Origin of the sequence: Pseudomonas sp. P867 (assembly GCF_019891455.1) — a bacterium.
In the GTDB taxonomy this organism is placed as follows: Bacteria; Pseudomonadota; Gammaproteobacteria; order Pseudomonadales; family Pseudomonadaceae; genus Aquipseudomonas; species Aquipseudomonas synxantha_A.
Genome location: NZ_JAFLXB010000004.1, coordinates 187,769 through 209,585, shown reverse-complemented (window position 1 = coordinate 209,585; position 21,817 = coordinate 187,769). Strand labels below are relative to the sequence as shown.

Below are 21,817 nucleotides of genomic sequence, written 5' to 3'. Positions count from 1 at the left end.
CCTGCCTCACAAGAGAGCAAATTACATGCCAGTGCGCCAACATGGTCTTTTTGCCTCAAAATGGCCCCTATAGCGGTGCAATAGGCCAAAGCGCGAGAAATAGCGCACTGCAATGTAGCGTTTATTTGTGTAAATGACCCGTTTTGGTGCGTTGCACGTTCGATGCATATTAACTGGTTAAACCTTGAGCGATTTCCGCTATAATCCGCGCCCCCCTTTTTCAGCAGGCCCGGCGCGCGCTGTTTCCATGAAATTAATCGTTAAAGTCTTCCCCGAGATCACCATCAAAAGCCGACCGGTACGGACGCGTTTCATCCGTCAGTTGGCCAAGAACATCCGTGCCGTGCTCCGTGACCTGGACCCGGCTGTGGTGGTGAACGGTGTGTGGGACAACCTCGAGCTGGAAACCCGCATTACCGACGCCAAAGCCTTGAAGGACATGACCGAGCGCCTGAGCTGCATGCCGGGCATCGCGCATTTCCTGCAGGTGGATGAGTACCCGCTGGGCGACTTCGACGACATCACCGAAAAGTGCAAGCAGCACTACGGCAGTGCACTTGAAGGGAAGATTTTTTCGGTGCGCTGCAAGCGTGCCGGCAAGCACACCTTCAGCTCCATGGATGTCGAGAAATACGTCGGCAGCAAGCTGCGTCGCGAGTGCGGCGCAGCTGGAATTTCCCTTAAAGCGCCGCAAATTGAAGTGCGCATGGAAATTCGCGACCAACGGTTGTTTGTGATCCACAGCCAGCACAACAGCATCGGCGGCTACCCGCTGGGCGCCCTGGAACAGACCCTGGTATTGATGTCCGGCGGTTTCGATTCCACGGTGGCGGCCTACCAGATCATGCGCCGCGGCCTGATGAGCCACTTCTGCTTCTTTAACCTGGGCGGGCGTGCCCATGAATTGGGCGTGATGGAAGTTGCGCACTTTATCTGGAAGAAGTACGGCAGCTCCCAGCGCGTGCTATTTGTAAGCGTGCCGTTCGAGGAAGTGCTGGGCGAAATTCTCGGCAAAGTCGATAACAGTCATATGGGCGTGGTATTGAAGCGTATGATGTTGCGCGCCGCGTCCCGAATCGCCGATCAATTGCAGATCGACGCGCTGGTGACCGGCGAGGCGATTTCCCAGGTGTCCAGCCAGACGCTGCCAAACCTGTCGATCATCGACTGCGTCACCGAGAAGCTGGTGTTGCGCCCGCTGATCGCCAGCCACAAGCAGGACATCATCGACCTGGCAGAGCAAATCGGCACCGCCGACTTTGCCAAGCACATGCCCGAGTACTGTGGGGTCATCTCGGTGAACCCCAAGACCCACGCCAAGCGTCACCGCGTGGAGCATGAAGAGAAAGAATTCGACATGGCGATTCTGGAGCGTGCGCTCGAGAACGCCAAGCTGGTCCCAATCGATCGGGTGATCGACGAGTTGGGCCAGGATGTAAAAATCGAAGAAGTCAGCGAAGCCCTGGCCGGCCAGATCGTCATCGACATCCGTCACCCGGATGCCGCTGAGGATGAGCCGCTGGAAATCGCCGGCATCGACGTGCAAACGCTGCCGTTCTACGCACTGAACGCGCGTTTCAAGGAACTGGATAACAGCCGTCAGTACCTGTTGTATTGCGACAAAGGCGTGATGAGTCGCCTGCATGCCCACCATTTGCTCAGTGAGGGGCATGCCAATGTGCGCGTTTATCGACCGAGCTAAGAGCCCGGGGCTGTTTGCCTGTGGCCTGCGTCACCGGCCCCCCGACTCTGCCGTCAAGCTGTAACGGCAAGGCCTGACTCTACTGTTAATCGCTGCCACGACCTGTCAGCACACCGAATCCTCTGATCGAGATACACAAGTGATCGAAAATCTACGTAACATCGCCATCATTGCTCACGTTGACCATGGTAAAACCACCCTGGTAGACAAACTCCTGCGTCAATCCGGCACCCTGGAGCGCAACGAGCTCAACGACGAGCGCGTGATGGACTCCAACGACCAGGAAAAAGAGCGCGGTATTACCATCCTGGCAAAAAACACCGCCATCAACTGGAACGGCTACCACATCAACATCGTGGATACCCCGGGCCACGCCGACTTCGGCGGCGAAGTAGAACGCGTAATGTCGATGGTTGACTCCGTTCTGCTGCTGGTTGACGCTCAAGACGGCCCTATGCCGCAAACCCGTTTCGTGACCAAGAAGGCTTTCGAAGCCGGCCTGCGTCCGATCGTGTGCATCAACAAGGTTGACCGTCCAGGCGCGCGTCCGGACTGGGTTCTGGACCAGATCTTCGACCTGTTTGACAACCTGGGTGCCACCGAAGAACAGCTGGACTTCCAGGTCATCTACGCCTCGGCCCTGAACGGTATTGCTGGTCTTGACCACACCGACATGGCTGAAGACATGACCCCGCTGTACCAGTCGATCGTCGACAACGTACCCGCGCCGAAAGTTGACCGTGACGGCCCGTTCCAGATGCAAATCTCGGCACTGGACTACAACAGCTTCCTGGGTGTTATCGGCGTTGGCCGTATCGCTCGTGGTAGCGTCAAGCCGAACACCCCGGTTGTCGCTATCGGCGCCGACGGCAAGAAGCGTAACGGTCGTATCCTGAAGCTGATGGGTCACCACGGTCTGCACCGTATCGACGTTGAAGAAGCTTTCGCTGGCGACATCGTATGCGTAAGCGGCATGGACTCGCTGTTCATCTCCGACACCCTGTGCCAGCCGGACAACGTTGAGGCGATGAAGCCTCTGACCGTTGACGAGCCAACCGTTTCCATGACCTTCCAGGTAAACGACTCGCCGTTCTGCGGTAAAGAAGGCAAGTTCGTGACCTCCCGTAACATCAAGGAGCGTCTGGACAAGGAGCTGCTGTACAACGTTGCCCTGCGCGTTGAAGAAGGCGACTCGGCTGACAAGTTCAAGGTCTCCGGCCGTGGTGAGCTGCACCTCTCGGTACTGATCGAAACCATGCGTCGCGAAGGCTTCGAAATGGGTGTTGGTCGTCCGGAAGTGATCATCCGTACTGTTGACGGCGTGAAGCAGGAACCGTTCGAAAACGTCACCATCGACACCCCTGAAGAATCCCAGGGCAAGGTCATGGAAGAGATGGGCCTGCGTAAGGGCGACCTGACCAACATGGTGCCGGATGGCAAAGGCCGTGTACGTCTGGAATACAACATCCCTGCTCGCGGTCTGATCGGTTTCCGTAACCAGTTCCTGACCCTGACCAACGGTGCTGGCATCCTGACCTCGATCTTCGATCGCTACGACACCATGAAGTCCGGCGACATGTCCGGCCGTCAGAACGGTGTTCTGGTATCGGTAGAAACCGGCAAGGCGCTGACCTACTCCCTGGAAACCCTCCAGGCGCGTGGCAAGCTGTTCGTTGAACACGGTCAAGAGATCTACAACGGCCAGATCGTTGGTCTGAACAGCCGTGACAACGACATGGGCGTCAACCCAACCAAAGGCAAGAAGCTCGACAACATGCGTGCTTCGGGCAAAGACGAAACCATCGCTCTGGTTCCACCTGTTCGCTTCACCCTGGAACAGGCCCTGGAATTCATCCAGGACGACGAGCTGTGCGAAGTCACGCCTAAGTCGATCCGCCTGCGTAAGAAGATCCTGGACGAAGGCGAGCGTACCCGCGCTGCCAAGAAAGCCAAGAACTGAGTTAACTCAGGCTGAATGAAAAACGCCCCCGGTCGAAAGGCCGGGGGCGTTTTTTTGTGCCCGCAGTTTGTGTGTCGTCTTTACTGGCTCCATCGCAGGCAAGCCAGCTCCCACAGTTGAATGTGTTCCCAAATCAAAATGTGGGAGGGGGCTTGCCCCCGATGAGGCCCTTCAGAACACTACAAAACCCGAGTCAGAATTTATCGAGAGTCTTGAAGTTGGTCTCGCGTACCACTTCCTTGGGCTTGTAAGCGCAATACCCCGGCCGCGGCCCGATTTTCGGGTGGTTGCGGCAAGTATCCGGGCGCTTGTCATAAATAGTGCAGAAGCGCGTCTTACGATCCAGATACAGGCAGTCGTTGTTGCTCATGCGCTGTAGGGTAAAAATCTCGGATTTGTTGTTGTAGCGCTCGACGATGCCTTCCTTCTGCAAGCGCTTGGCGATGTTCTTTGGCGGGTCGCCGCGCTCGAACTCGTCGACGATGCCAATGCGGATCAGGTCCTTGATCTTCACCTCAACCGGCAGGGTGCAACAGCTGGACACGCAGCCGCCGCACATGTGGGCGGAATATTTCTGCCACGTTTCGAGACGGTCGAGTTCCGCGGCGGCGATCAGTTGAGGCTTCATCAGGGTTCCAGGGTGGGGCGGTATACGGGCGCGGGATCATACCGGGATTGGTGGTTTTTTGAACAATATTTTGCAGGTTTCAGCTCAAAGGCTTTGCCGCGGCCTGATCGGGCACGACCCCTGCATCAAATTCAGCCAATGGTGAATGAGTTAAAAAACTGCCGAACCAGCACGTCTACCGTCTGTCAGACCGACTAGGCTCTAGCAACTCCTTCAATCTCGCCCGAGGTCGCACCGATGTCTCAGGAACCGCTTGCACGAGAAGCAGAGGTAGCCGCATTCCGCGATGCTGTCTTGATCAAACTCACCTACGCGGTGGGCAAAGACCCGGATCACGCCTTTGACCATGACTGGTTCGAAGCCATTGCCCTGGCCGCCCGCGACCAGATGGTCGATCACTGGATGGACCACACGCGGCGTATTTATCGCAAAGGCCAGAAGCGCGTTTATTACCTCTCGCTGGAATTTCTCATTGGCCGTCTGTTGTACGACAGCCTGAGCAATCTGGGCGTGTTGGAGATCGCCCGTGAAGCGCTGTCGGAGTTGGGCGTCGATCTGGAGCGCATCCGCCTGCTTGAGCCCGACGCGGCGCTCGGCAATGGTGGCCTGGGCCGTCTGGCGGCGTGCTTTATGGAAAGCATGTCGACCTTGGGGATTGCCGGGCATGGCTATGGCATTCGCTATGAGCACGGCTTGTTCCGCCAGGCCATCGTTGATGGCTGGCAGCAGGAGCAGACCGAACGCTGGCTGGATTTTGGTAACCCTTGGGAGTTCGAACGCGCCGAAGTGATTTACCCGATCGGCTTTGGCGGCAGCGTCGAAACCCTGGCGGACGCCTCCGGCAAGATGATCCAGGTGTGGTCGCCCAACGAAACTGTCAGGGCTGTTGCCTATGACACCCCGGTAGTCGGCTGGCGTGGCGCCAGCGTCAACACCCTGCGCCTTTGGCGTGCACGGGCAGTGGAAGACTTGCACCTGGAGCGCTTCAATGCCGGTGACCACTTGGGCGCCGTCGCCGAGGTGGCCCGTGCCGAAAGCATCTCTCGCGTGCTTTACCCGGCCGACAGCACTGAAGCGGGGCAGGAACTGCGCCTGCGCCAGGAGTACTTCTTCGTTTCGGCGTCCTTGCAGGATTTGCTGCGCCGCCACAAGAACATGCACGGTTCGGTGCTGAGCCTGGGCGAACACGCCGCGATCCAGCTCAACGACACCCATCCGTCCATCGCCGTGGCCGAGCTGATGCGCCAACTGGTCGACCTGCATGACGTGCCGTGGGAAGCCGCGTGGGATGTCACCGTCGAAACCCTGTCGTACACCAACCACACCTTGCTGCCCGAAGCACTGGAAACCTGGCCCGTAGGTCTGATGGAGCGCATGTTGCCCCGGCACATGCAGATCATCTACCTGATCAACGCCCAACACATCGACTCGCTGCGCGCCAAGGGCATCCACGACTTCGACGTACTGCGCGCCGTCTCGCTGATCGAAGAGGACAACGGCCGCCGCGTGCGCATGGGCAACCTGGCATTCCTCGGCTCCCATAGCGTCAACGGTGTATCGGGCCTGCATACCCAGTTGATGCGCAGCACGGTGTTCTCCGAGCTGCACAAGCTGTATCCCGAGCGCATCAACAACAAAACCAACGGCATCACCTTCCGCCGCTGGTTGTACCAGGCCAACCCCAAGCTGACCGATATGCTGGTGGAAGCCCTGGGGCCGGATATTCTCGACCAGCCCGAGCAGCGTTTGATCGAATTGGAGCCGTTCGCCGAGAAGCAGGCTTTCCGCAAGTCCTTCGCTGAACAGCGCCTGCACAGCAAGCGTGCACTGGCCCAGATCATCCATGAGCGCCTGGGTATCGCGATCAACCCGGCGGCGATGTTCGATGTGCAGGTCAAGCGCATTCATGAGTACAAGCGCCAACTGCTCAACCTGCTGCACACCGTGGCGCTGTACCAGGCGATCCGCGCCGAGCCGGGCACCGACTGGGTGCCACGGGTGAAAATCTTCGCCGGCAAGGCTGCAGCCAGCTACCACCAGGCCAAGCTGATCATCAAGCTGACCAACGACATCGCCCGTACCGTCAACAACGACCCGACCGTGCGCGGTCTGCTCAAAGTGGTGTTCCTGCCCAACTACAACGTCAGCCTGGCGGAGAGCATTATTCCGGCGGCGGACTTGTCGGAGCAGATTTCCACTGCCGGCTTCGAGGCCTCGGGTACCAGCAACATGAAGTTCGGCCTCAACGGCGCGCTGACCATCGGCACCATGGACGGCGCCAACGTGGAGATGCACGAGCGGGTCGGCGCCGAGCACATGTTTATCTTCGGCCTCAGTGCCCAGCAGGTGGAAGCCCGCAAGCACGCCGGTGAGTTCAACGCCGGGCCGGACATCGCCGCGTCCCATCGCTTGAACGACGTGTTGCAAGCGATCCGTGGCGGGGTGTTCTCGCCGGATGATCCGGGGCGCTATGTGGGCCTGATCGATGGGCTGATCGACTACGACCGTTTCCTGGTGTGTGCCGACTTTGATTCCTACTGGGACGCCCAGGCGCGGGTCGAAGCCCACTGGCACGATTCCAAGGAATGGTGGCGTTCGGCGGTGCTCAATACCGCGCGCATGGGCTGGTTCAGCTCGGACCGGACCATCCGCGAGTACGCCACCGAGATCTGGAAAGCCCTCGACTGACCACTGCGGTTAAAAAATGTGGGAGGTGGCAAGCCCCTTCCCACATGGGTTCTGCGATGTTGGAGAGGGTCGTGGAGCCAGGTCGTGAACTCTATTGGCGTTAAATCCTCTGATTAGAGGAAATAACCCTCGACTCGCGTTAAACTGCGCGGGTTTTCAGCCCCCCATTCTCCGGAGCCTTCCATGTCCCGCGTTACCCTGAGTCGCTATTTGATCGAGCAGACCCGCAGCAACAACACGCCTGCCGATCTGCGCTTCCTTATCGAAGTGGTGGCGCGTGCTTGCAAGGAAATCAGCCACGCCGTTTCCAAAGGCGCACTGGGCGGCGTCCTGGGCAGCATGGGCACTGAAAACGTCCAAGGTGAAGTGCAGAAGAAGCTCGACGTACTCTCCAATGAAATCCTGCTCGAAGCCAACGAATGGGGCGGTCACCTGGCCGGCATGGCGTCCGAAGAAATGGACAATGCCTACCAGATCCCTGGCAAGTACCCGAAAGGCGCTTACCTGCTGGTATTCGACCCACTGGACGGTTCTTCCAACATCGACATCAATGCACCGGTCGGCACCATCTTCTCGGTACTGCGTTGCCCGAATGAATACCTGAGCCAGAACGAAGCCCTGAACGAAAAGGCCTTCCTGCAGCCGGGCACCGAGCAGGTCGCTGCCGGTTATGCCATCTACGGCCCGCAGACAATGCTGGTGCTGACCCTGGGTGATGGCGTCAAAGGCTTCACGCTGGACCGCGAAATGGGCAGCTTCGTGCTGACCCACGAAGACATTTCGATTCCTGCTTCTACCCAGGAATTCGCCATCAACATGTCTAACCAGCGTCACTGGGAAGAACCGGTGAAACGCTACGTCAACGAGTTGATGGAAGGCGAAGAAGGCCCGTTGAAGAAGAACTTCAATATGCGCTGGGTCGCTGCGATGGTTGCCGATGTGCACCGCATCCTGACCCGTGGTGGCCTGTTCATGTACCCACGCGACAGCCGCGAGCCGTCCAAGCCGGGCAAACTGCGCCTGATGTACGAAGCCAACCCGATGTCGTTCCTGGTTGAGCAGGCAGGCGGTGCGTCCACCGATGGCCACCAGCGCATCCTCGACATCCAGCCTGAAGGTTTGCACCAGCGTGTGGCGGTGTTCCTGGGTTCCAAGGAAGAAGTTGAGCGTGTGACCAGCTACCACAAGAAGTAATACACGGCGATAAGTTATCCACTGTGTTGTGAGGCCGTTCACCCTTGAAGAAGCCCCGAAACGTTTCAGCGTTTTCGGGGCTTTTTTGTTTTCGCTCGTCGGGAACCAGACACCCCTTTTCCCTTCTAAGCTTCTGGCAGATACCCCAGCTGCTTTGTCTCTCCAGGAGCTTTTCCATGTCTTTACGCCGTCTCGCCCTGCTGACTTTTTGCGTGCTGTTAGCCGCTTGCAGCAAGGTCACTCAAGAAAACTACCAGAAACTGTCGGCTGGCATGGCCAAGGCCGAGGTGGAGTCGTTGCTGGGTAAGCCGACCGATTGTTCCGGTGCGCTGGGCATGTCCAGCTGCACCTGGGGCGATAAAAACAGCTTTATCAGCGTGCAGTACGCCGGTGACAAAGTTCTGATGTTTTCCGGGCAAGGCCTGAAGTAAACCGGGGCGCGAGCCTGCGGGAGAAGAAGAATGATGCGTTTTGTTTTGTTCCTTTGCGCCAGCCTGTTTTTGGCGGGCTGCGCCAGCCATTCTGGCGATGATCTGCAACCCAAGACGGCAACCAACGTCAACCTCAAGCGTTACCAGGGCACCTGGTATGAGTTGGCCCGATTGCCGATGTACTTCCAGCGCAACTGCGCGCAGTCCGAGGCGCGTTACACCTTGCTGCCGGATGGCGACATGTCGGTGTTCAACCGCTGCCTGACGCCTGAATGGAAGTGGCAAGAAGCCAAAGGCACGGCCACGCCACAGGTGCCCGGCAAAACCGACAAGCTCTGGGTGGAATTCAATAACTGGTTTACGTCACTGTTGCCGGGCGTTGCCAAGGGCGATTACTGGGTGCTGTATGTCAGCGATGACTACAAGACCGCCATCGTCGGCAGCCCGAGCCGGCGCTATATGTGGATCCTGTCGCGCACGCCGACGGTGAGTGCCGAGACGCGTGAAGACCTGTTGAGCAGGGCGCGACAGCAGGGGTATGACACTACGCGGTTGATCTGGCGTACTTCAGATAAACAAATGGCCAAGAGTTCGCAGTAATCAAATGTGGGAGGGGGCTTGCTCCCGATGCAGTGTGTCAACCAGTACATCTGATACTGACACACCGCTATCGGGAGCAAGCCCCCTCCCACATTTGTTAGGTGTTGGCCGTTAGCCCAACAAAGCCTTCAAGACCTGGGTGAATGCCAGGCTGCTGTCTTCTTCGCCGGCATGATGCCCATCCCGCACCACCCATTTGCCATTGACCAGCACGTCGCGCACTTGGCGATCGCCACCTGCAAACAGCCAGCGATTGAGAATCCCATCCTCACTGGCGGTCGCCAGGTACGGGTCGCTACCGTCCAGCACAATCCAATCCGCCCGCTTGCCGACTTCCAGCCGCCCGATCGGCTGGCCAAGCGCCTGTGCGCCACCATCCAGCGCAGCATCGAACAGCGTGCGGCCAACCATTGGCTGATCACTGCGATACAGGCGATTACGCCGTTGATCGCGAAGACGCTGGCCGTATTCCAGCCAACGTAATTCCTCCACCACGCTCAGTGAAACATGGCTGTCGGAGCCGATACCCATGCGTCCGCCCTGGGCAAGGAAATCCACCGCCGGGAAAATCCCATCGCCCAGGTTGGCTTCGGTGGTCAGGCACAAACCGGCAATCGCTCGGCTGTTGGCCATGCGCGTCACTTCGTCAGCATCGGCATGAGTGGCGTGCACCAGGCACCAGCGCTCGTCCACTTCAACGTTGTCATACAGCCATTGCAGCGGGCGCTTGCCGCTCCAGGCCAGGCAATCGTCGACTTCTTTTTGCTGCTCGGCGATATGGATATGCACCGGGCAGGTCTTGTCACTGGCCGCCAGCACTTGCTGGATCTGTTCGGGGGTGACCGCACGCAGGGAGTGGAAACACAGGCCCAGTTGCTGCGCAGGTTGTGCCGCCAGGATCGGCTGCAAACGCGCTTGCAGGTCCAGGTAGTGCTCGGTGCTATTGATAAACCGGCGCTGCCCCTCATTCGGCGCCTGGCCACCGAAACCTGCGTGGGTATAGAGCACCGGCAGCAAGGTCAGGCCGATCCCGCTGCTGGCGGCTGCCAGGCTGATCTGGCGTGACAGTTCCGTACGGTCGGCATATGGCTGGCCGTTGGTATCGTGATGCACATAATGAAACTCGGCCACCGAGGTGTACCCAGCCTTGAGCATTTCGATATACAGCTGGCGGGCGATGACCTGTAACTGCTCGGGGTTGATCTTGCCGACCATGCGGTACATCAGGTCGCGCCAAGTCCAGAAACTGTCATTGGGGTTGCCGGCCACTTCGGCCAGACCTGCCATTGCGCGCTGGAAGGCATGGGAATGCAGGTTTGGCATGCCCGCCAATACTGGGCCCCTGAGCCGTTCGGCAGCGTCTGCACTGGCATTGGGCTCAACATGGGTCAGCAGGCCATCGGCGCTGACTTCAAGACGTACATCGTTGGCCCATCCATTAGGCAGCAGCGCGCGTTCGGCAAAGAAGGCGGACATGATCAAGGCACCCCGGTCGTGTGTTTATTTGTATATACATATACAGACGTTTGCCTGCTCGGTAAACTCCGGCAATCTATGCATCTTTTTCCCCTGCAAGGATTCCTCGTGCCGACTCCGCCTGCCAAGTCTTCGCTGGCTGCCCACATGGACGAAAGTCCGGCGCCCTTGTATGCCCGCGTCAAACAGATGATCAGTCAGCAGATCCTCAACGGCAACTGGCCGCCCCATTACCGCGTGCCGTCGGAAAGCGAACTGGTCAGCCAGCTGGGTTTCAGCCGCATGACCATTAACCGCGCCCTGCGTGAGCTTACCGCCGAAGGGCTGCTGGTGCGCATGCAAGGCGTGGGTACGTTCGTGGCCGAGCCGAAGAGCCAGTCGGCGCTGTTTGAAGTGCACAACATTGCCGATGAAATCGCTTCCCGCGGGCATCGGCACACGTGCCAGGTCATCACCCTGGGCGAAGAGGCCGCGGGTTCCGAACGCGCCGTCGCCCTGGAAATGCGTGAAGGTGGGCGAGTGTTCCACTCGTTGATCGTGCATTACGAGAACGATATTCCCGTGCAAATCGAAGATCGTTTCGTCAACGCCCTGGTTGCGCCGCAATATTTGCAGCAGGACTTCACCCAGCAAACCCCCTATGCCTATCTGAACCAGGTCGCGCCGTTGACCGAGGGTGAGCATGTGGTCGAAGCGATCCTTGCCGACGCAGCCGAGTGCAAGCTGTTGCAGATCGAGCCGAGCGAGCCGTGCCTGTTGATTCGCCGTCGCACCTGGTCGGGTCGCCAGCCGGTAACCGCTGCGCGATTGATCCACCCCGGTTCCCGTCACAGCCTGGAAGGACGTTTCAGCAAATGAGTACAGTGAAGGTCTGGCGCGCCGCCGACTACGTGCGCATGCCGTGGAAAAACGGTGGCGGCAGCACCGAAGAAATCAGCCGCGACGCCGGCATCGGCCTGGATGGATTTGGCTGGCGTGTGTCGATTGCCGATATCGCCGAGTCGGGTGGTTTTTCCACCTTCGCCGGTTACCAGCGCGTGATCACGGTGATCAAGGGCGCGGGTATGGTGTTGACCGTGGACGGCGAGGAGCAGCGCGGCTTGTTACCGTTGCAGCCGTTCGCGTTCCAGGGTGAAAGCCAGGTTTCCTGCCGCTTGATCACTGGGCCGATCCGCGACTTCAACCTGATCTACTCGCCCGAGCGTTACCATGCACGGTTGCAGTGGGTGGATGGTGTGCAGCAGTTTTTCAGCACGGCGCAGACGGTGTTGGTGTTCAGCGTGGCGGATGAGGTGAAGGTGTTGGGCGAGAAGCTCGGCCATCACGATTGCCTGCAAGTGGACGGTAACACTGGCTTGCTGGATATCTCGGTCAGCGGCCGCAGCTGCGTAATCGAATTGACCGCACTCGGTTAAAAACTGTGGGAGCTGGCTTGCCTGCGATAGCGGTGTATCAGCCTAGGATGTGCTGACTGACACACTGTTATCGCAGGCAAGCCAGCTCCCACATTTGTTTTTGCATTGTTCACAAAATCTGTTTCCAACCCGCGCACCAATTTGTTACCGAATGCCCCAGCGTGATGCAAAGCTTCGCTGCCGTGACAAATTTCCCTTGCTGCAAAAAACCTCCGTAAGAAATTTCATCAAGCGTTGAAGCCTTGATTTACAAGGCTCGCACGCCCCGTGCAAAAAAATCCCAACCACTCCCGGCTAAAGTTGGCCGCTCGATTGCATATGCTTGTACATACAAGTAAAGATGTGTGCGTAAGAGCTTCCTTCGCACCATCCATGTTCGCGCATCGATCGCCGAGGAGTCCTAGCAGTGACCAAGTCTACAAAATACCGTGACGTCGAAATCCGCGCCGCCCGCGGTAACAAGCTCACCGCCAAAAGCTGGCTGACTGAAGCGCCGCTGCGCATGTTGATGAACAACCTCGACCCACAAGTGGCCGAGAACCCCAAGGAACTCGTGGTTTACGGCGGTATTGGCCGTGCGGCGCGCAACTGGGAATGTTACGACCAGATTGTCGAGAGCCTCACCCATTTGAACGATGACGAAACCCTGCTGGTGCAGTCCGGCAAGCCGGTCGGCGTGTTCAAGACCCACAGCAACGCCCCGCGCGTACTGATCGCCAACTCCAACCTGGTACCACACTGGGCCAGTTGGGAGCACTTCAACGAACTGGATGCCAAGGGCCTGGCCATGTACGGCCAGATGACCGCCGGCAGCTGGATCTACATCGGTAGCCAAGGCATCGTCCAGGGCACCTATGAAACCTTCGTCGAAGCTGGCCGTCAGCACTACGATTCAAACCTTCAGGGCCGTTGGGTCCTCACCGCTGGCCTCGGCGGCATGGGCGGCGCGCAACCGTTGGCCGCGACCCTGGCCGGCGCCTGCTCGCTGAATATCGAGTGCCAACAGGTCAGCATCGACTTCCGCCTGGCCAGCCGCTATGTCGACGAACAAGCCACCGACCTCGATGACGCCCTGGCGCGCATCGCCAAGTACACCAAGGAAGGCAAGGCCATTTCCATCGCCCTGCTGGGCAACGCCGCCGAAATTCTGCCAGAGCTGGTCAAGCGTGGCGTGCGCCCGGACATGGTCACCGACCAGACCAGCGCCCACGACCCGCTCAACGGCTACCTGCCGGCCGGCTGGACCTGGGACGAATACCGCGCCCGCGCCAAAACCGAGCCGGCTGCCGTGATCAAGGCCGCCAAGCAGTCCATGGCCGTGCACGTCAAGGCCATGCTGGAATTCCAGAAGCAAGGCATCCCAACCTTCGACTACGGCAATAACATCCGCCAGATGGCCCAGGAAGAGGGCGTGGAAAATGCCTTCGACTTCCCGGGTTTCGTACCGGCTTACATCCGCCCGCTGTTCTGCCGTGGCATTGGCCCGTTCCGCTGGGCGGCGCTGTCTGGCGACCCGCAAGACATCTACAAGACCGACGCCAAAGTCAAAGAGTTGATCCCGGACGACGCCCACCTGCACAACTGGCTGGACATGGCCCGCGAGCGCATCAGCTTCCAGGGCCTGCCGGCACGTATCTGCTGGGTCGGCCTGGGCCAGCGCGCCAAGCTCGGCCTGGCCTTCAACGAAATGGTACGCAGCGGTGAGCTGTCCGCCCCTGTGGTGATCGGTCGTGACCACCTGGACTCCGGTTCCGTATCCAGCCCGAACCGCGAAACCGAGGCCATGCAGGACGGTTCCGATGCCGTGTCCGACTGGCCACTGCTCAACGCCTTGCTCAACACCGCCAGCGGCGCGACCTGGGTCTCGCTGCACCACGGTGGTGGCGTGGGCATGGGCTTCTCTCAGCACTCAGGCATGGTGATCGTCTGCGACGGTACCGATGAAGCGGCCGAGCGGATTGCGCGGGTGCTGCATAACGACCCGGCGACCGGGGTGATGCGTCATGCCGATGCCGGTTATCAGATTGCTATCGATTGCGCCAAAGAGCAGGGCCTCAACCTGCCGATGATCAAGTGACCCATGTGGGAGGGGGCAAGCCCCCTCCCACATTGGATCGGCGGCAACCCCAAGACAATCCATCAGAGGTTGAACAACATGGCTGCAAACGACACCACCCCGTTGATCGAAAGGCGTTCGATCGACTACATCCCGGAAGCGGAAAGACACGGTCGTCTATTGAGCCAGTTCACCCTATGGATGGGTGCCAACCTGCAGATCACCGCGATTGTCACCGGGGCCCTGGCCGTGGTGCTGGGTGGTGATGTGTTCTGGTCGTTGATCGGCCTGCTGGTCGGTCAACTGATCGGTGGCGGGGTCATGGCGCTGCATGCGGCGCAAGGCCCCAAGCTTGGTTTGCCGCAGATGATCTCCAGCCGGGTGCAGTTCGGTGTGTATGGTGCGGCTATCCCGATCGTACTGGTGTGCTTGATGTACCTGGGTTTTACCGCCACCGGCACCGTGTTGTCGGGGCAGGCGCTGGGCCAGTTGTTCGGGGTCAGCGACAGCGTCGGTATCCTGATTTTCGCCAGTGTCATTGTGCTGGTCACCGTGCTGGGTTATCGGGTGATCCATTTCATTGGCCGTGTCGCCAGCGTCATTGGCGTGATTGCCTTTGTGTATCTGTTCAGCCGCCTGATGAGCCAGACCGACGTGGGCGCGCTCCTGCAAATCCGACATTTCAGCTGGAGCAGTTTTCTTTTGGCCGTGTCGCTTGCGGCCTCCTGGCAGATCGCTTTCGGCCCCTATGTGGCGGACTATTCTCGTTACCTGCCGAGCAACACGTCGTCGGTGAAAACCTTTCTCGCCGCTGGCGCGGGTTCGGTCATCGGCGCGCAGGTGGCAATGGTACTCGGCGTGTTCGCTGCGGCCATGTCCAATGGCCAATTTGCCGGGCATGAAGTGGCCTACATCGTTGGCTTGAGCGGCACGGGGGCCACCGCTGCATTGCTGTACTTCAGCATCGCGTTCGGCAAGGTCACCATCTCCACGCTCAACTCCTACGGCAGCTTCATGTGCATTGCGACCATCATCAGCGGCTTTCGTGGTCGCCTGGAGGTCACGCGTGTGCAACGCCTGGTGTTCGTGCTCGCCATCGTCGGTACGGCAACCCTGATCGCCTTGCTTGGCCAGCACTCGTTCCTCGGTGCGTTCAAGTCGTTCATCCTGTTCCTGCTGGCGTTTTTCACGCCCTGGAGCGCGATCAACCTGGTGGATTACTACTGCATCACCCGCGAGCGCTATGACGTGCCGGCACTGGCCGACCCGAACGGTCGCTATGGCCGCTGGAACCTCTTGGGTATCAGTGTCTATGTCTTCGGCGTGCTGGTGCAGTTGCCGTTCATCTCGACCAAGTTCTACACCGGCCCTTTGGTGGCCGCGCTGGGTAACGTGGACATATCCTGGATCATCGGCCTGGTACTGCCGGCGGCCCTGTATTACGTGTGTGCGAAAAAATGGCACGGCACGGTACCCGATCACCTGATCCTGCCGACAGAGCAGGGCGCTTTACCCACAACAAACGGGCTGGCTGCACAAGCCTGATGGGACGTGGACAGGGCAGGACGCCTACTGACTGCCGTAATCCATTTCATGATTGGGAGCGTCACAACAATGACTATGAATAAGACCTTGCTGGCTACCTTGTTCTCAGCGGGCTTGCTGGCAAGCGCCGGCGCCCAGGCGGCCGGCTGGTGCGAATCCGGCAAGCCGGTGAAATTCGCCGGCCTGAATTGGGAAAGTGGCATGTTGCTCACCGACATCCTGCAAACCGTGCTGGAAAAAGGCTACGACTGCAAAACCGACAGCCTGCCAGGCAACTCCATCACCATGGAAAACGCCTTGGGTAGCAACGACATCCAGGTCTTCGCCGAAGAGTGGGTAGGCCGCAGCGAAGTCTGGAACAAGGCCGAGAAGGCCGGCAAAGTCGTCGGCGTAGGTGCCCCGGTGGTCGGCGCGGTGGAAGGCTGGTACGTGCCGCGTTATGTGATCGAGGGCGACGCCAAGCGCAAGCTGGAAGCCAAGGCCCCGGACCTGAAAAACATCGCCGACCTGGCCAAATACGCCTCGGTGTTCAAGGACCAGGAAGAGCCCTCCAAGGGCCGTTTCTACAACTGCCCGGCCGGCTGGACCTGTGAGCTGGACAACAGCGAAATGCTCAAGAGCTACGGCCTGGAAAGCACCTACACCAACTTCCGCCCAGGCACCGGCCCGGCGCTGGATGCGGCGGTGCTGTCGAGCTACAAGCGCGGCGAACCGATCCTGTTCTACTACTGGTCACCGACACCGCTGATGGGCCAGGTCGACCTGGTCAAGCTGGAAGAAAAGCCCGGCGTGGATAAGAGCGTAAGCATCAAGGTCGGCCTGTCCAAGACCTTCCACGAACAAGCGCCAGAACTGGTGGCCGTGCTGGAAAAGGTCAACCTGCCCATCGACCTGCTCAACCAGAACCTCGGCCGCATGGCCAAGGAGCGAATCGAGTCGCCGAAACTGGCGAAAATTTTCCTCAAGGAACATCCTGAAGTTTGGCACGCCTGGGTGAGCGACGACGCAGCCAAGAAAATCGAAGCGGCCTTGTAGGTCAAGTGTGCACGGCTACCCTCAGGGGTGGCCGAGCGGCTGGCCACAACCCACTGGATCGAGAGCACGATATGTTTCCTGAGAGTTTTACGTTTTCCATCGCCGACTGGGTCAACGGTTGGGTGGACTCGCTGGTCACCAACTACGGCGATGTGTTCCGGCACATCTCCGACACCCTGCTATGGGCCATCGTCAACCTGGAAGGCCTGCTCCGCATGGCGCCCTGGTGGCTGATGCTGGCCATTGTCGGGGGCATCGCCTGGCACGCCACGCGCAAGCTGGTGACCACAGCGGTGATCGTCGGTTTGCTGTTCCTGGTGGGCGCGGTTGGCCTGTGGGACAAGCTGATGCAAACCCTGGCACTGATGATGGTCGCCACGGTGATCTCGGTGCTGATCGGCATTCCCCTGGGCATCCTGTCGGCGCGCAGCAATCGCCTGCGTTCGGTGCTGATGCCGCTGCTGGACATCATGCAGACCATGCCCAGCTTCGTGTACCTGATCCCGGTGCTGATGTTGTTCGGCCTGGGCAAGGTGCCGGCGATTTTCGCCACGGTGATCTACGCCGCGCCGCCGCTGATTCGCCTGACGGACCTGGGCATTCGCCAGGTCGATGGCGAGGTCATGGAAGCCATCAACGCCTTTGGCGCCAACCGCTGGCAGCAACTGTTCGGCGTGCAACTGCCGCTGGCGCTGCCGAGCATCATGGCCGGGATCAACCAGACCACCATGATGGCGCTGTCGATGGTGGTAATCGCCTCGATGATCGGCGCCCGCGGCTTGGGTGAAGACGTGCTCGTCGGCATCCAGACCCTCAACGTCGGCCGTGGCCTGGAAGCCGGGCTGGCGATCGTGATTCTCGCAGTGGTCATCGACCGCATTACCCAGGCTTATGGCCGCCCACGGCATGAGGCGAGCAAATGACGACTGTCAGCAAAATCGAAGTAAAGAACGTCTTCAAGATCTTCGGCGCCCGTTCCAAGGACGCCCTGGCGATGGTCGGCCAGGGCAAGACCAAGGATCAGGTACTGGCCGAGACCGGTTGCGTGGTCGGCGTGAACGATCTGTCCCTGAGCATCGGCACGGGTGAGATCTTCGTGATCATGGGCCTGTCAGGTTCCGGCAAGTCCACCCTGGTGCGCCACTTCAACCGCCTGATCGATCCCACCAGCGGCGCGATCCTGGTGGACGGTGAAGACATCCTGCAACTGGACATGGAAGCCCTGCGCCAATTCCGTCGCCACAAGATCAGCATGGTGTTCCAGAGCTTCGGCCTGTTGCCCCACAAGAGCGTGCTCGACAACGTCGCCTACGGCCTCAAAGTGCGCGGTGAAACCAAGCAGGTATGCGCTGAGCGCGCCCTGCACTGGATCGAAACCGTGGGGCTCAAGGGCTACGAAAGCAAATACCCACACCAGCTTTCCGGCGGTATGCGCCAGCGAGTGGGCCTGGCCCGCGCCTTGGCCGCAGACACCGACATCATCCTGATGGACGAAGCCTTCAGCGCCCTCGACCCGCTGATCCGCGCCGAAATGCAGGACCAGTTGCTCGAGCTGCAAAAGACCCTGCACAAGACCATCGTGTTTATCACCCATGACCTCGACGAAGCCGTGCGCATTGGTAATCGCATTGCGATCCTCAAGGACGGCAAGTTGATCCAGGTCGGCACGCCGCGGGAGATTTTGCATTCGCCGGCGGATGAGTATGTGGACCGGTTTGTTCAGCGGCGGGCGGCGGTGGTCTGACGGACGCCATCGCAGGCAAGCCAGCTCCCACATTTGATTGGGTTCACACAGTTCAAATGTGGGAGCCGGGCTTGCCCGCGATGAGGCCGCCAAAGGTTTAGAGAATATGAAGAGGTCAACGATGTCCCAGGCAACCAAAATCATCATCGCCGACGCCCCGATGCGCTGGCAGGACGTCGCCGCCGTTGCTCGCCACGGCGCAGTGCTCGAACTCTCGGGCCACGCCTGGGCGCGCATCGACAATGCCCAGGCCATCGTGCAGCGCATCGTCGCCAGCGGCGAGCGCGCCTATGGCGTGAACACCGGCCTGGGCGCGTTGTGCAATGTGTCGCTTGAGGGCGGGCAACTGAGCCAACTGTCGCGCAATACGCTGCTCAGCCATGCCTGCGGCGTCGGCCCGGTGCTCAGCGACGAGCAGACCCGCGCGATCATGTGCGCGGCAATCATCAACTACAGCCACGGTAAATCCGGCCTGCACCCGCAGGTGGTGCACGCGTTGCTGGCGCTGCTCAATCACGGCATCACGCCGCAAGTGCCATCCCAGGGTTCGGTGGGGTATTTGACCCACATGGCCCATGTCGGTGTGGCCTTGCTCGGCATCGGCAATGTGAGTTACCGCGGCCGGATCGTCACGGCGCAATACGCGTTGCAGGCTGAAGGCTTGCAGCCCGTGGTACTCGGTGCCAAGGATGGCCTGTGCCTGGTCAACGGCACGCCGTGCATGACCGGCCTGAGTTGCCTGGCCCTGGCCGACGCGCACCACCTGTTGCAATGGGCCGACGTGATCGGCGCCATGAGTTTCGAAGCCCAGCGCGGCCAGATCGATGCCTTCGACGAAGAAATCATCGCCCTCAAGCCGCACCCGGGTATGCAGCAAGTGGGCAGCAACCTGCGTGCGTTGCTCGACGGCAGTGAGGTGATCGCCAGCAGCAAAGGTATCCGCACCCAGGACGCCTTGAGCATTCGCTCGATCCCGCAGATCCACGGCGCGGCCCGCGATCAGGTGGAGCACGCCACGCGCCAGATCGAGACCGAACTCAACAGCGCCACCGACAACCCTTTGGTGCTCGGCACGCCGGTCAGCTACCGCGTGGTGTCCCAGGCCAACCCCCACGGCCAGTCCGTGGCGCTGGCGGCCGACATGCTCGCCATCGCCATGGCCGAAATCGGCTCGGTGGCCGAGCGCCGCCTGGATCGCCTGATCAATCCGCACGTCAGCGGCTTGCCGGCCTTTCTGGTCAGCAACCCCGGGGTCAACTCCGGGATGATGATCGTGCAGTACGTCGCCGCGTCCTTGTGCGGGCAAAACCGCCAGTTGGCGCAACCGGCGGTGCTCGACAACTTCGTCACCTCGGGCCTGCAGGAAGACCACCTGAGCATGGGCACCAACGCCGCGCTCAAGCTGCACCAGGTATTGGCCAACGTCACCCAGATTCTTGCCATCGAATACTTGCTGGCGGCCCAGGCGTTCGAGTTCCTCAAGGACCAGCGCTTGGGCGCCGGTACCGACCACGCCTGGCGCTTGCTGCGCGAAGTGGTCCCCGCTTACGAGCAGGACCGCTGGCTGGCGCCGGATATTGCCGCCGCTGCCCAGTTGCTTAAAGACACTGCGTTACCGAATTTGCACTGAACACTTAAGAATAATTCACAAGGAGAACGAATGTGACTGCGCTAAACCTGATTCCAGGCCAACTGAGCCTCGCCCAACTGCGTGCCATCTACCAGCAGCCGGTAACCCTCAGCCTGGATGACAGCGCCTCGGCCCAGATCGAAGCCAGCGTTGCCTGCGTGGAGCAGATCCTCGCCGAGAACCGCACCGCCTATGGCATCAACACCGGTTTTGGCCTGTTGGCCTCGACCCGTATCGCCAGTGAAGACCTGGAAAACCTCCAGCGTTCACTGGTGCTGTCTCATGCTGCCGGCGTCGGTGAGCCGATCAGCGATGCGCTGGTGCGGCTGGTCATGGTGCTCAAGGTCAACAGCCTGAGCCGTGGTTTCTCCGGGATCCGCCGCCAGGTGATCGACGCGCTGATCGCGCTGATCAACGCCCAGGTGTACCCGCACATTCCGCTCAAGGGTTCGGTCGGTGCATCCGGTGACCTGGCGCCATTGGCGCATATGTCCCTGGTGCTGCTCGGCGAAGGCAAGGCGCGCTACAAAGGCGAATGGCTGGACGCGACCGCAGCGCTGAAAGTGGCTGGCCTCACGCCGCTGACCCTCGCTGCCAAAGAGGGCCTGGCGCTGCTCAACGGCACTCAGGTGTCCACCGCTTATGCGTTGCGCGGCCTGTTCGAAGGTGAAGACCTGTTCGCCGGCGCCCTTGCCTGCGGCGGCCTCACCGTAGAAGCTGTACTGGGTTCGCGCTCGCCGTTCGATGCGCGTATTCATGCGGCGCGTGGCCAGCGTGGGCAGGTCGATGCGGCTGCGGCCTATCGTGACCTGCTGGGCGAAAGCAGCCAGGTCTCGCAGTCGCACCAGAACTGCGACAAAGTGCAAGACCCTTACTCCCTGCGTTGCCAGCCACAGGTCATGGGCGCCTGCCTGACCCAGTTCCGCCAGGCTGCCGAAGTGCTGGTGGTGGAAGCCAACGCGGTGTCGGATAACCCACTGGTATTTGCCGCCGAAGGCGATGTGATTTCCGGTGGCAACTTCCACGCCGAACCGGTGGCCATGGCCGCCGATAACATGGCCCTGGCGATTGCCGAAATCGGCTCCCTGAGCGAGCGACGCATCTCGTTGATGATGGACAAGCACATGTCGCAACTGCCACCGTTTTTGGTGGGCAATGGCGGGGTGAACTCCGGCTTCATGATTGCCCAGGTGACGGCTGCTGCGCTCGCCAGCGAGAACAAGGCGCTGGCCCATCCCCATAGCGTCGACAGCCTGCCGACCTCGGCGAACCAGGAAGACCACGTGTCCATGGCCCCGGCTGCGGGCAAGCGTCTGTGGGAAATGGCCGAGAACACCCGTGGCATCCTCGCGGTGGAATGGCTGGCAGCGTGCCAGGGCCTGGATTTGCGCGACGGCCTGAAGACCTCGCCGAAACTTGAAAAAGCCCGCGGCATCCTGCGCGATAAGGTGACGTTCTATGACAAGGATCGCTTCTTCGCCCCAGACATCAACGCCGCCAGCGAACTGCTCGCCACCCGCTGCCTGAATGAGCTGGTACCGGCCAAGTTGCTGCCGAGCCTTTAAGCACCCCGGTACCCAATGTGGGAGCTGGCTTGCCTGCGATAGCGGTGTGTCTGCGCCAGATGGGCTGGCTGGAAGTCCGCCATCGCAGGCAAGCCAGCTCCCACATTGATTTTCGCCAGATTCAGATTTTCTCGGGATAAGAATAATA

At 60.0% G+C, this 21,817-nt stretch carries 17 protein-coding genes; 15 read left to right on the top strand and 2 right to left on the bottom strand.

Features of this window, described 5'->3' with window-relative positions:
• Positions 1 to 247: 247 nt before the first annotated feature.
• Positions 248 to 1,702 carry a tRNA uracil 4-sulfurtransferase ThiI gene (gene thiI / locus J1G33_RS09590; RefSeq protein WP_005783943.1) on the top strand — a complete coding sequence of 485 codons (1,455 nt, stop codon included), beginning with the start codon at positions 248 to 250 and terminating at the stop codon, positions 1,700 to 1,702.
• A gap of 139 nt (positions 1,703 to 1,841) precedes the next feature.
• The gene (gene typA / locus J1G33_RS09585) at positions 1,842 to 3,662 is read left to right on the top strand and encodes a translational GTPase TypA (RefSeq protein ID WP_005783945.1); all 1,821 of its coding nucleotides are present in this window, start codon (positions 1,842 to 1,844) and stop codon (positions 3,660 to 3,662) included.
• A 193-nt stretch (positions 3,663 to 3,855) separates the two neighbouring features.
• Here the strand turns inward: typA and J1G33_RS09580 are convergent, their stop codons facing one another.
• The gene (locus J1G33_RS09580) at positions 3,856 to 4,290 is read right to left on the bottom strand and encodes a YkgJ family cysteine cluster protein (protein ID WP_003187815.1); all 435 of its coding nucleotides are present in this window, start codon (positions 4,288 to 4,290) and stop codon (positions 3,856 to 3,858) included.
• Between the two features lie 237 nt (positions 4,291 to 4,527).
• On the opposite strand from J1G33_RS09580, the gene J1G33_RS09575 reads away from it, so the two are divergent.
• The 4 genes from J1G33_RS09575 (at position 4,528) to J1G33_RS09560 (ending at position 9,203) form a co-directional block, all read left to right on the top strand.
• Positions 4,528 to 6,978: a glycogen/starch/alpha-glucan phosphorylase gene (locus J1G33_RS09575; RefSeq protein WP_032878352.1), complete on the top strand. Its 2,451-nt coding sequence runs from the start codon at positions 4,528 to 4,530 to the stop codon at positions 6,976 to 6,978.
• Positions 6,979 to 7,161: 183 nt separating this feature from the next.
• Positions 7,162 to 8,172, top strand: coding sequence for a class 1 fructose-bisphosphatase (locus tag J1G33_RS09570; protein WP_032878350.1), 1,011 nt, complete (start codon positions 7,162 to 7,164; stop codon positions 8,170 to 8,172).
• Positions 8,173 to 8,348: 176 nt separating this feature from the next.
• Complete coding sequence (locus J1G33_RS09565) at positions 8,349 to 8,603, top strand: hypothetical protein (protein ID WP_005783949.1); 255 nt, start codon at positions 8,349 to 8,351, stop codon at positions 8,601 to 8,603.
• Between the two features lie 30 nt (positions 8,604 to 8,633).
• Positions 8,634 to 9,203 (top strand): lipocalin family protein, encoded by a 570-nt coding sequence (locus J1G33_RS09560; RefSeq protein WP_032878349.1) that lies wholly within the window; start codon positions 8,634 to 8,636, stop codon positions 9,201 to 9,203.
• A gap of 111 nt (positions 9,204 to 9,314) precedes the next feature.
• Here J1G33_RS09560 and J1G33_RS09555 read toward each other — a convergent pair whose 3' ends face one another.
• Positions 9,315 to 10,679 carry a formimidoylglutamate deiminase gene (locus J1G33_RS09555; RefSeq protein ID WP_078820071.1) on the bottom strand — a complete coding sequence of 455 codons (1,365 nt, stop codon included), beginning with the start codon at positions 10,677 to 10,679 and terminating at the stop codon, positions 9,315 to 9,317.
• A gap of 147 nt (positions 10,680 to 10,826) precedes the next feature.
• Here J1G33_RS09555 and hutC point away from each other — a divergent pair, with 147 nt between their 5' ends.
• The 9 genes from hutC to hutH (J1G33_RS09510) all read left to right on the top strand — a co-directional run bounded on the left by hutC (position 10,827) and on the right by hutH (J1G33_RS09510) (position 21,669).
• Positions 10,827 to 11,537 carry a histidine utilization repressor gene (gene hutC / locus J1G33_RS09550; protein WP_171905445.1) on the top strand — a complete coding sequence of 237 codons (711 nt, stop codon included), beginning with the start codon at positions 10,827 to 10,829 and terminating at the stop codon, positions 11,535 to 11,537.
• Positions 11,534 to 12,094 (top strand): HutD family protein, encoded by a 561-nt coding sequence (locus tag J1G33_RS09545; protein WP_148853049.1) that lies wholly within the window; start codon positions 11,534 to 11,536, stop codon positions 12,092 to 12,094. The genes hutC and J1G33_RS09545 overlap by 4 nt, the downstream gene beginning before the upstream one ends.
• A gap of 406 nt (positions 12,095 to 12,500) precedes the next feature.
• Positions 12,501 to 14,171, top strand: coding sequence for a urocanate hydratase (hutU, locus tag J1G33_RS09540; protein WP_032878345.1), 1,671 nt, complete (start codon positions 12,501 to 12,503; stop codon positions 14,169 to 14,171).
• 78 nt (positions 14,172 to 14,249) lie between these two features.
• Complete coding sequence (locus J1G33_RS09535) at positions 14,250 to 15,695, top strand: cytosine permease (RefSeq protein ID WP_103733952.1); 1,446 nt, start codon at positions 14,250 to 14,252, stop codon at positions 15,693 to 15,695.
• Positions 15,696 to 15,764: 69 nt separating this feature from the next.
• Positions 15,765 to 16,730: an ABC transporter substrate-binding protein gene (locus J1G33_RS09530; RefSeq protein ID WP_148853046.1), complete on the top strand. Its 966-nt coding sequence runs from the start codon at positions 15,765 to 15,767 to the stop codon at positions 16,728 to 16,730.
• A 71-nt stretch (positions 16,731 to 16,801) separates the two neighbouring features.
• Positions 16,802 to 17,653, top strand: coding sequence for a proline/glycine betaine ABC transporter permease (locus J1G33_RS09525; RefSeq protein WP_032878340.1), 852 nt, complete (start codon positions 16,802 to 16,804; stop codon positions 17,651 to 17,653).
• Positions 17,650 to 18,474, top strand: coding sequence for a glycine betaine/L-proline ABC transporter ATP-binding protein (locus J1G33_RS09520; protein WP_050549364.1), 825 nt, complete (start codon positions 17,650 to 17,652; stop codon positions 18,472 to 18,474). The genes J1G33_RS09525 and J1G33_RS09520 overlap by 4 nt, the downstream gene beginning before the upstream one ends.
• 121 nt (positions 18,475 to 18,595) lie before the next feature.
• Positions 18,596 to 20,104: a histidine ammonia-lyase gene (gene hutH / locus J1G33_RS09515; RefSeq protein WP_032878339.1), complete on the top strand. Its 1,509-nt coding sequence runs from the start codon at positions 18,596 to 18,598 to the stop codon at positions 20,102 to 20,104.
• Between the two features lie 32 nt (positions 20,105 to 20,136).
• Positions 20,137 to 21,669 carry a histidine ammonia-lyase gene (gene hutH / locus J1G33_RS09510; protein WP_223017983.1) on the top strand — a complete coding sequence of 511 codons (1,533 nt, stop codon included), beginning with the start codon at positions 20,137 to 20,139 and terminating at the stop codon, positions 21,667 to 21,669.
• Positions 21,670 to 21,817: the final 148 nt, after the last annotated feature.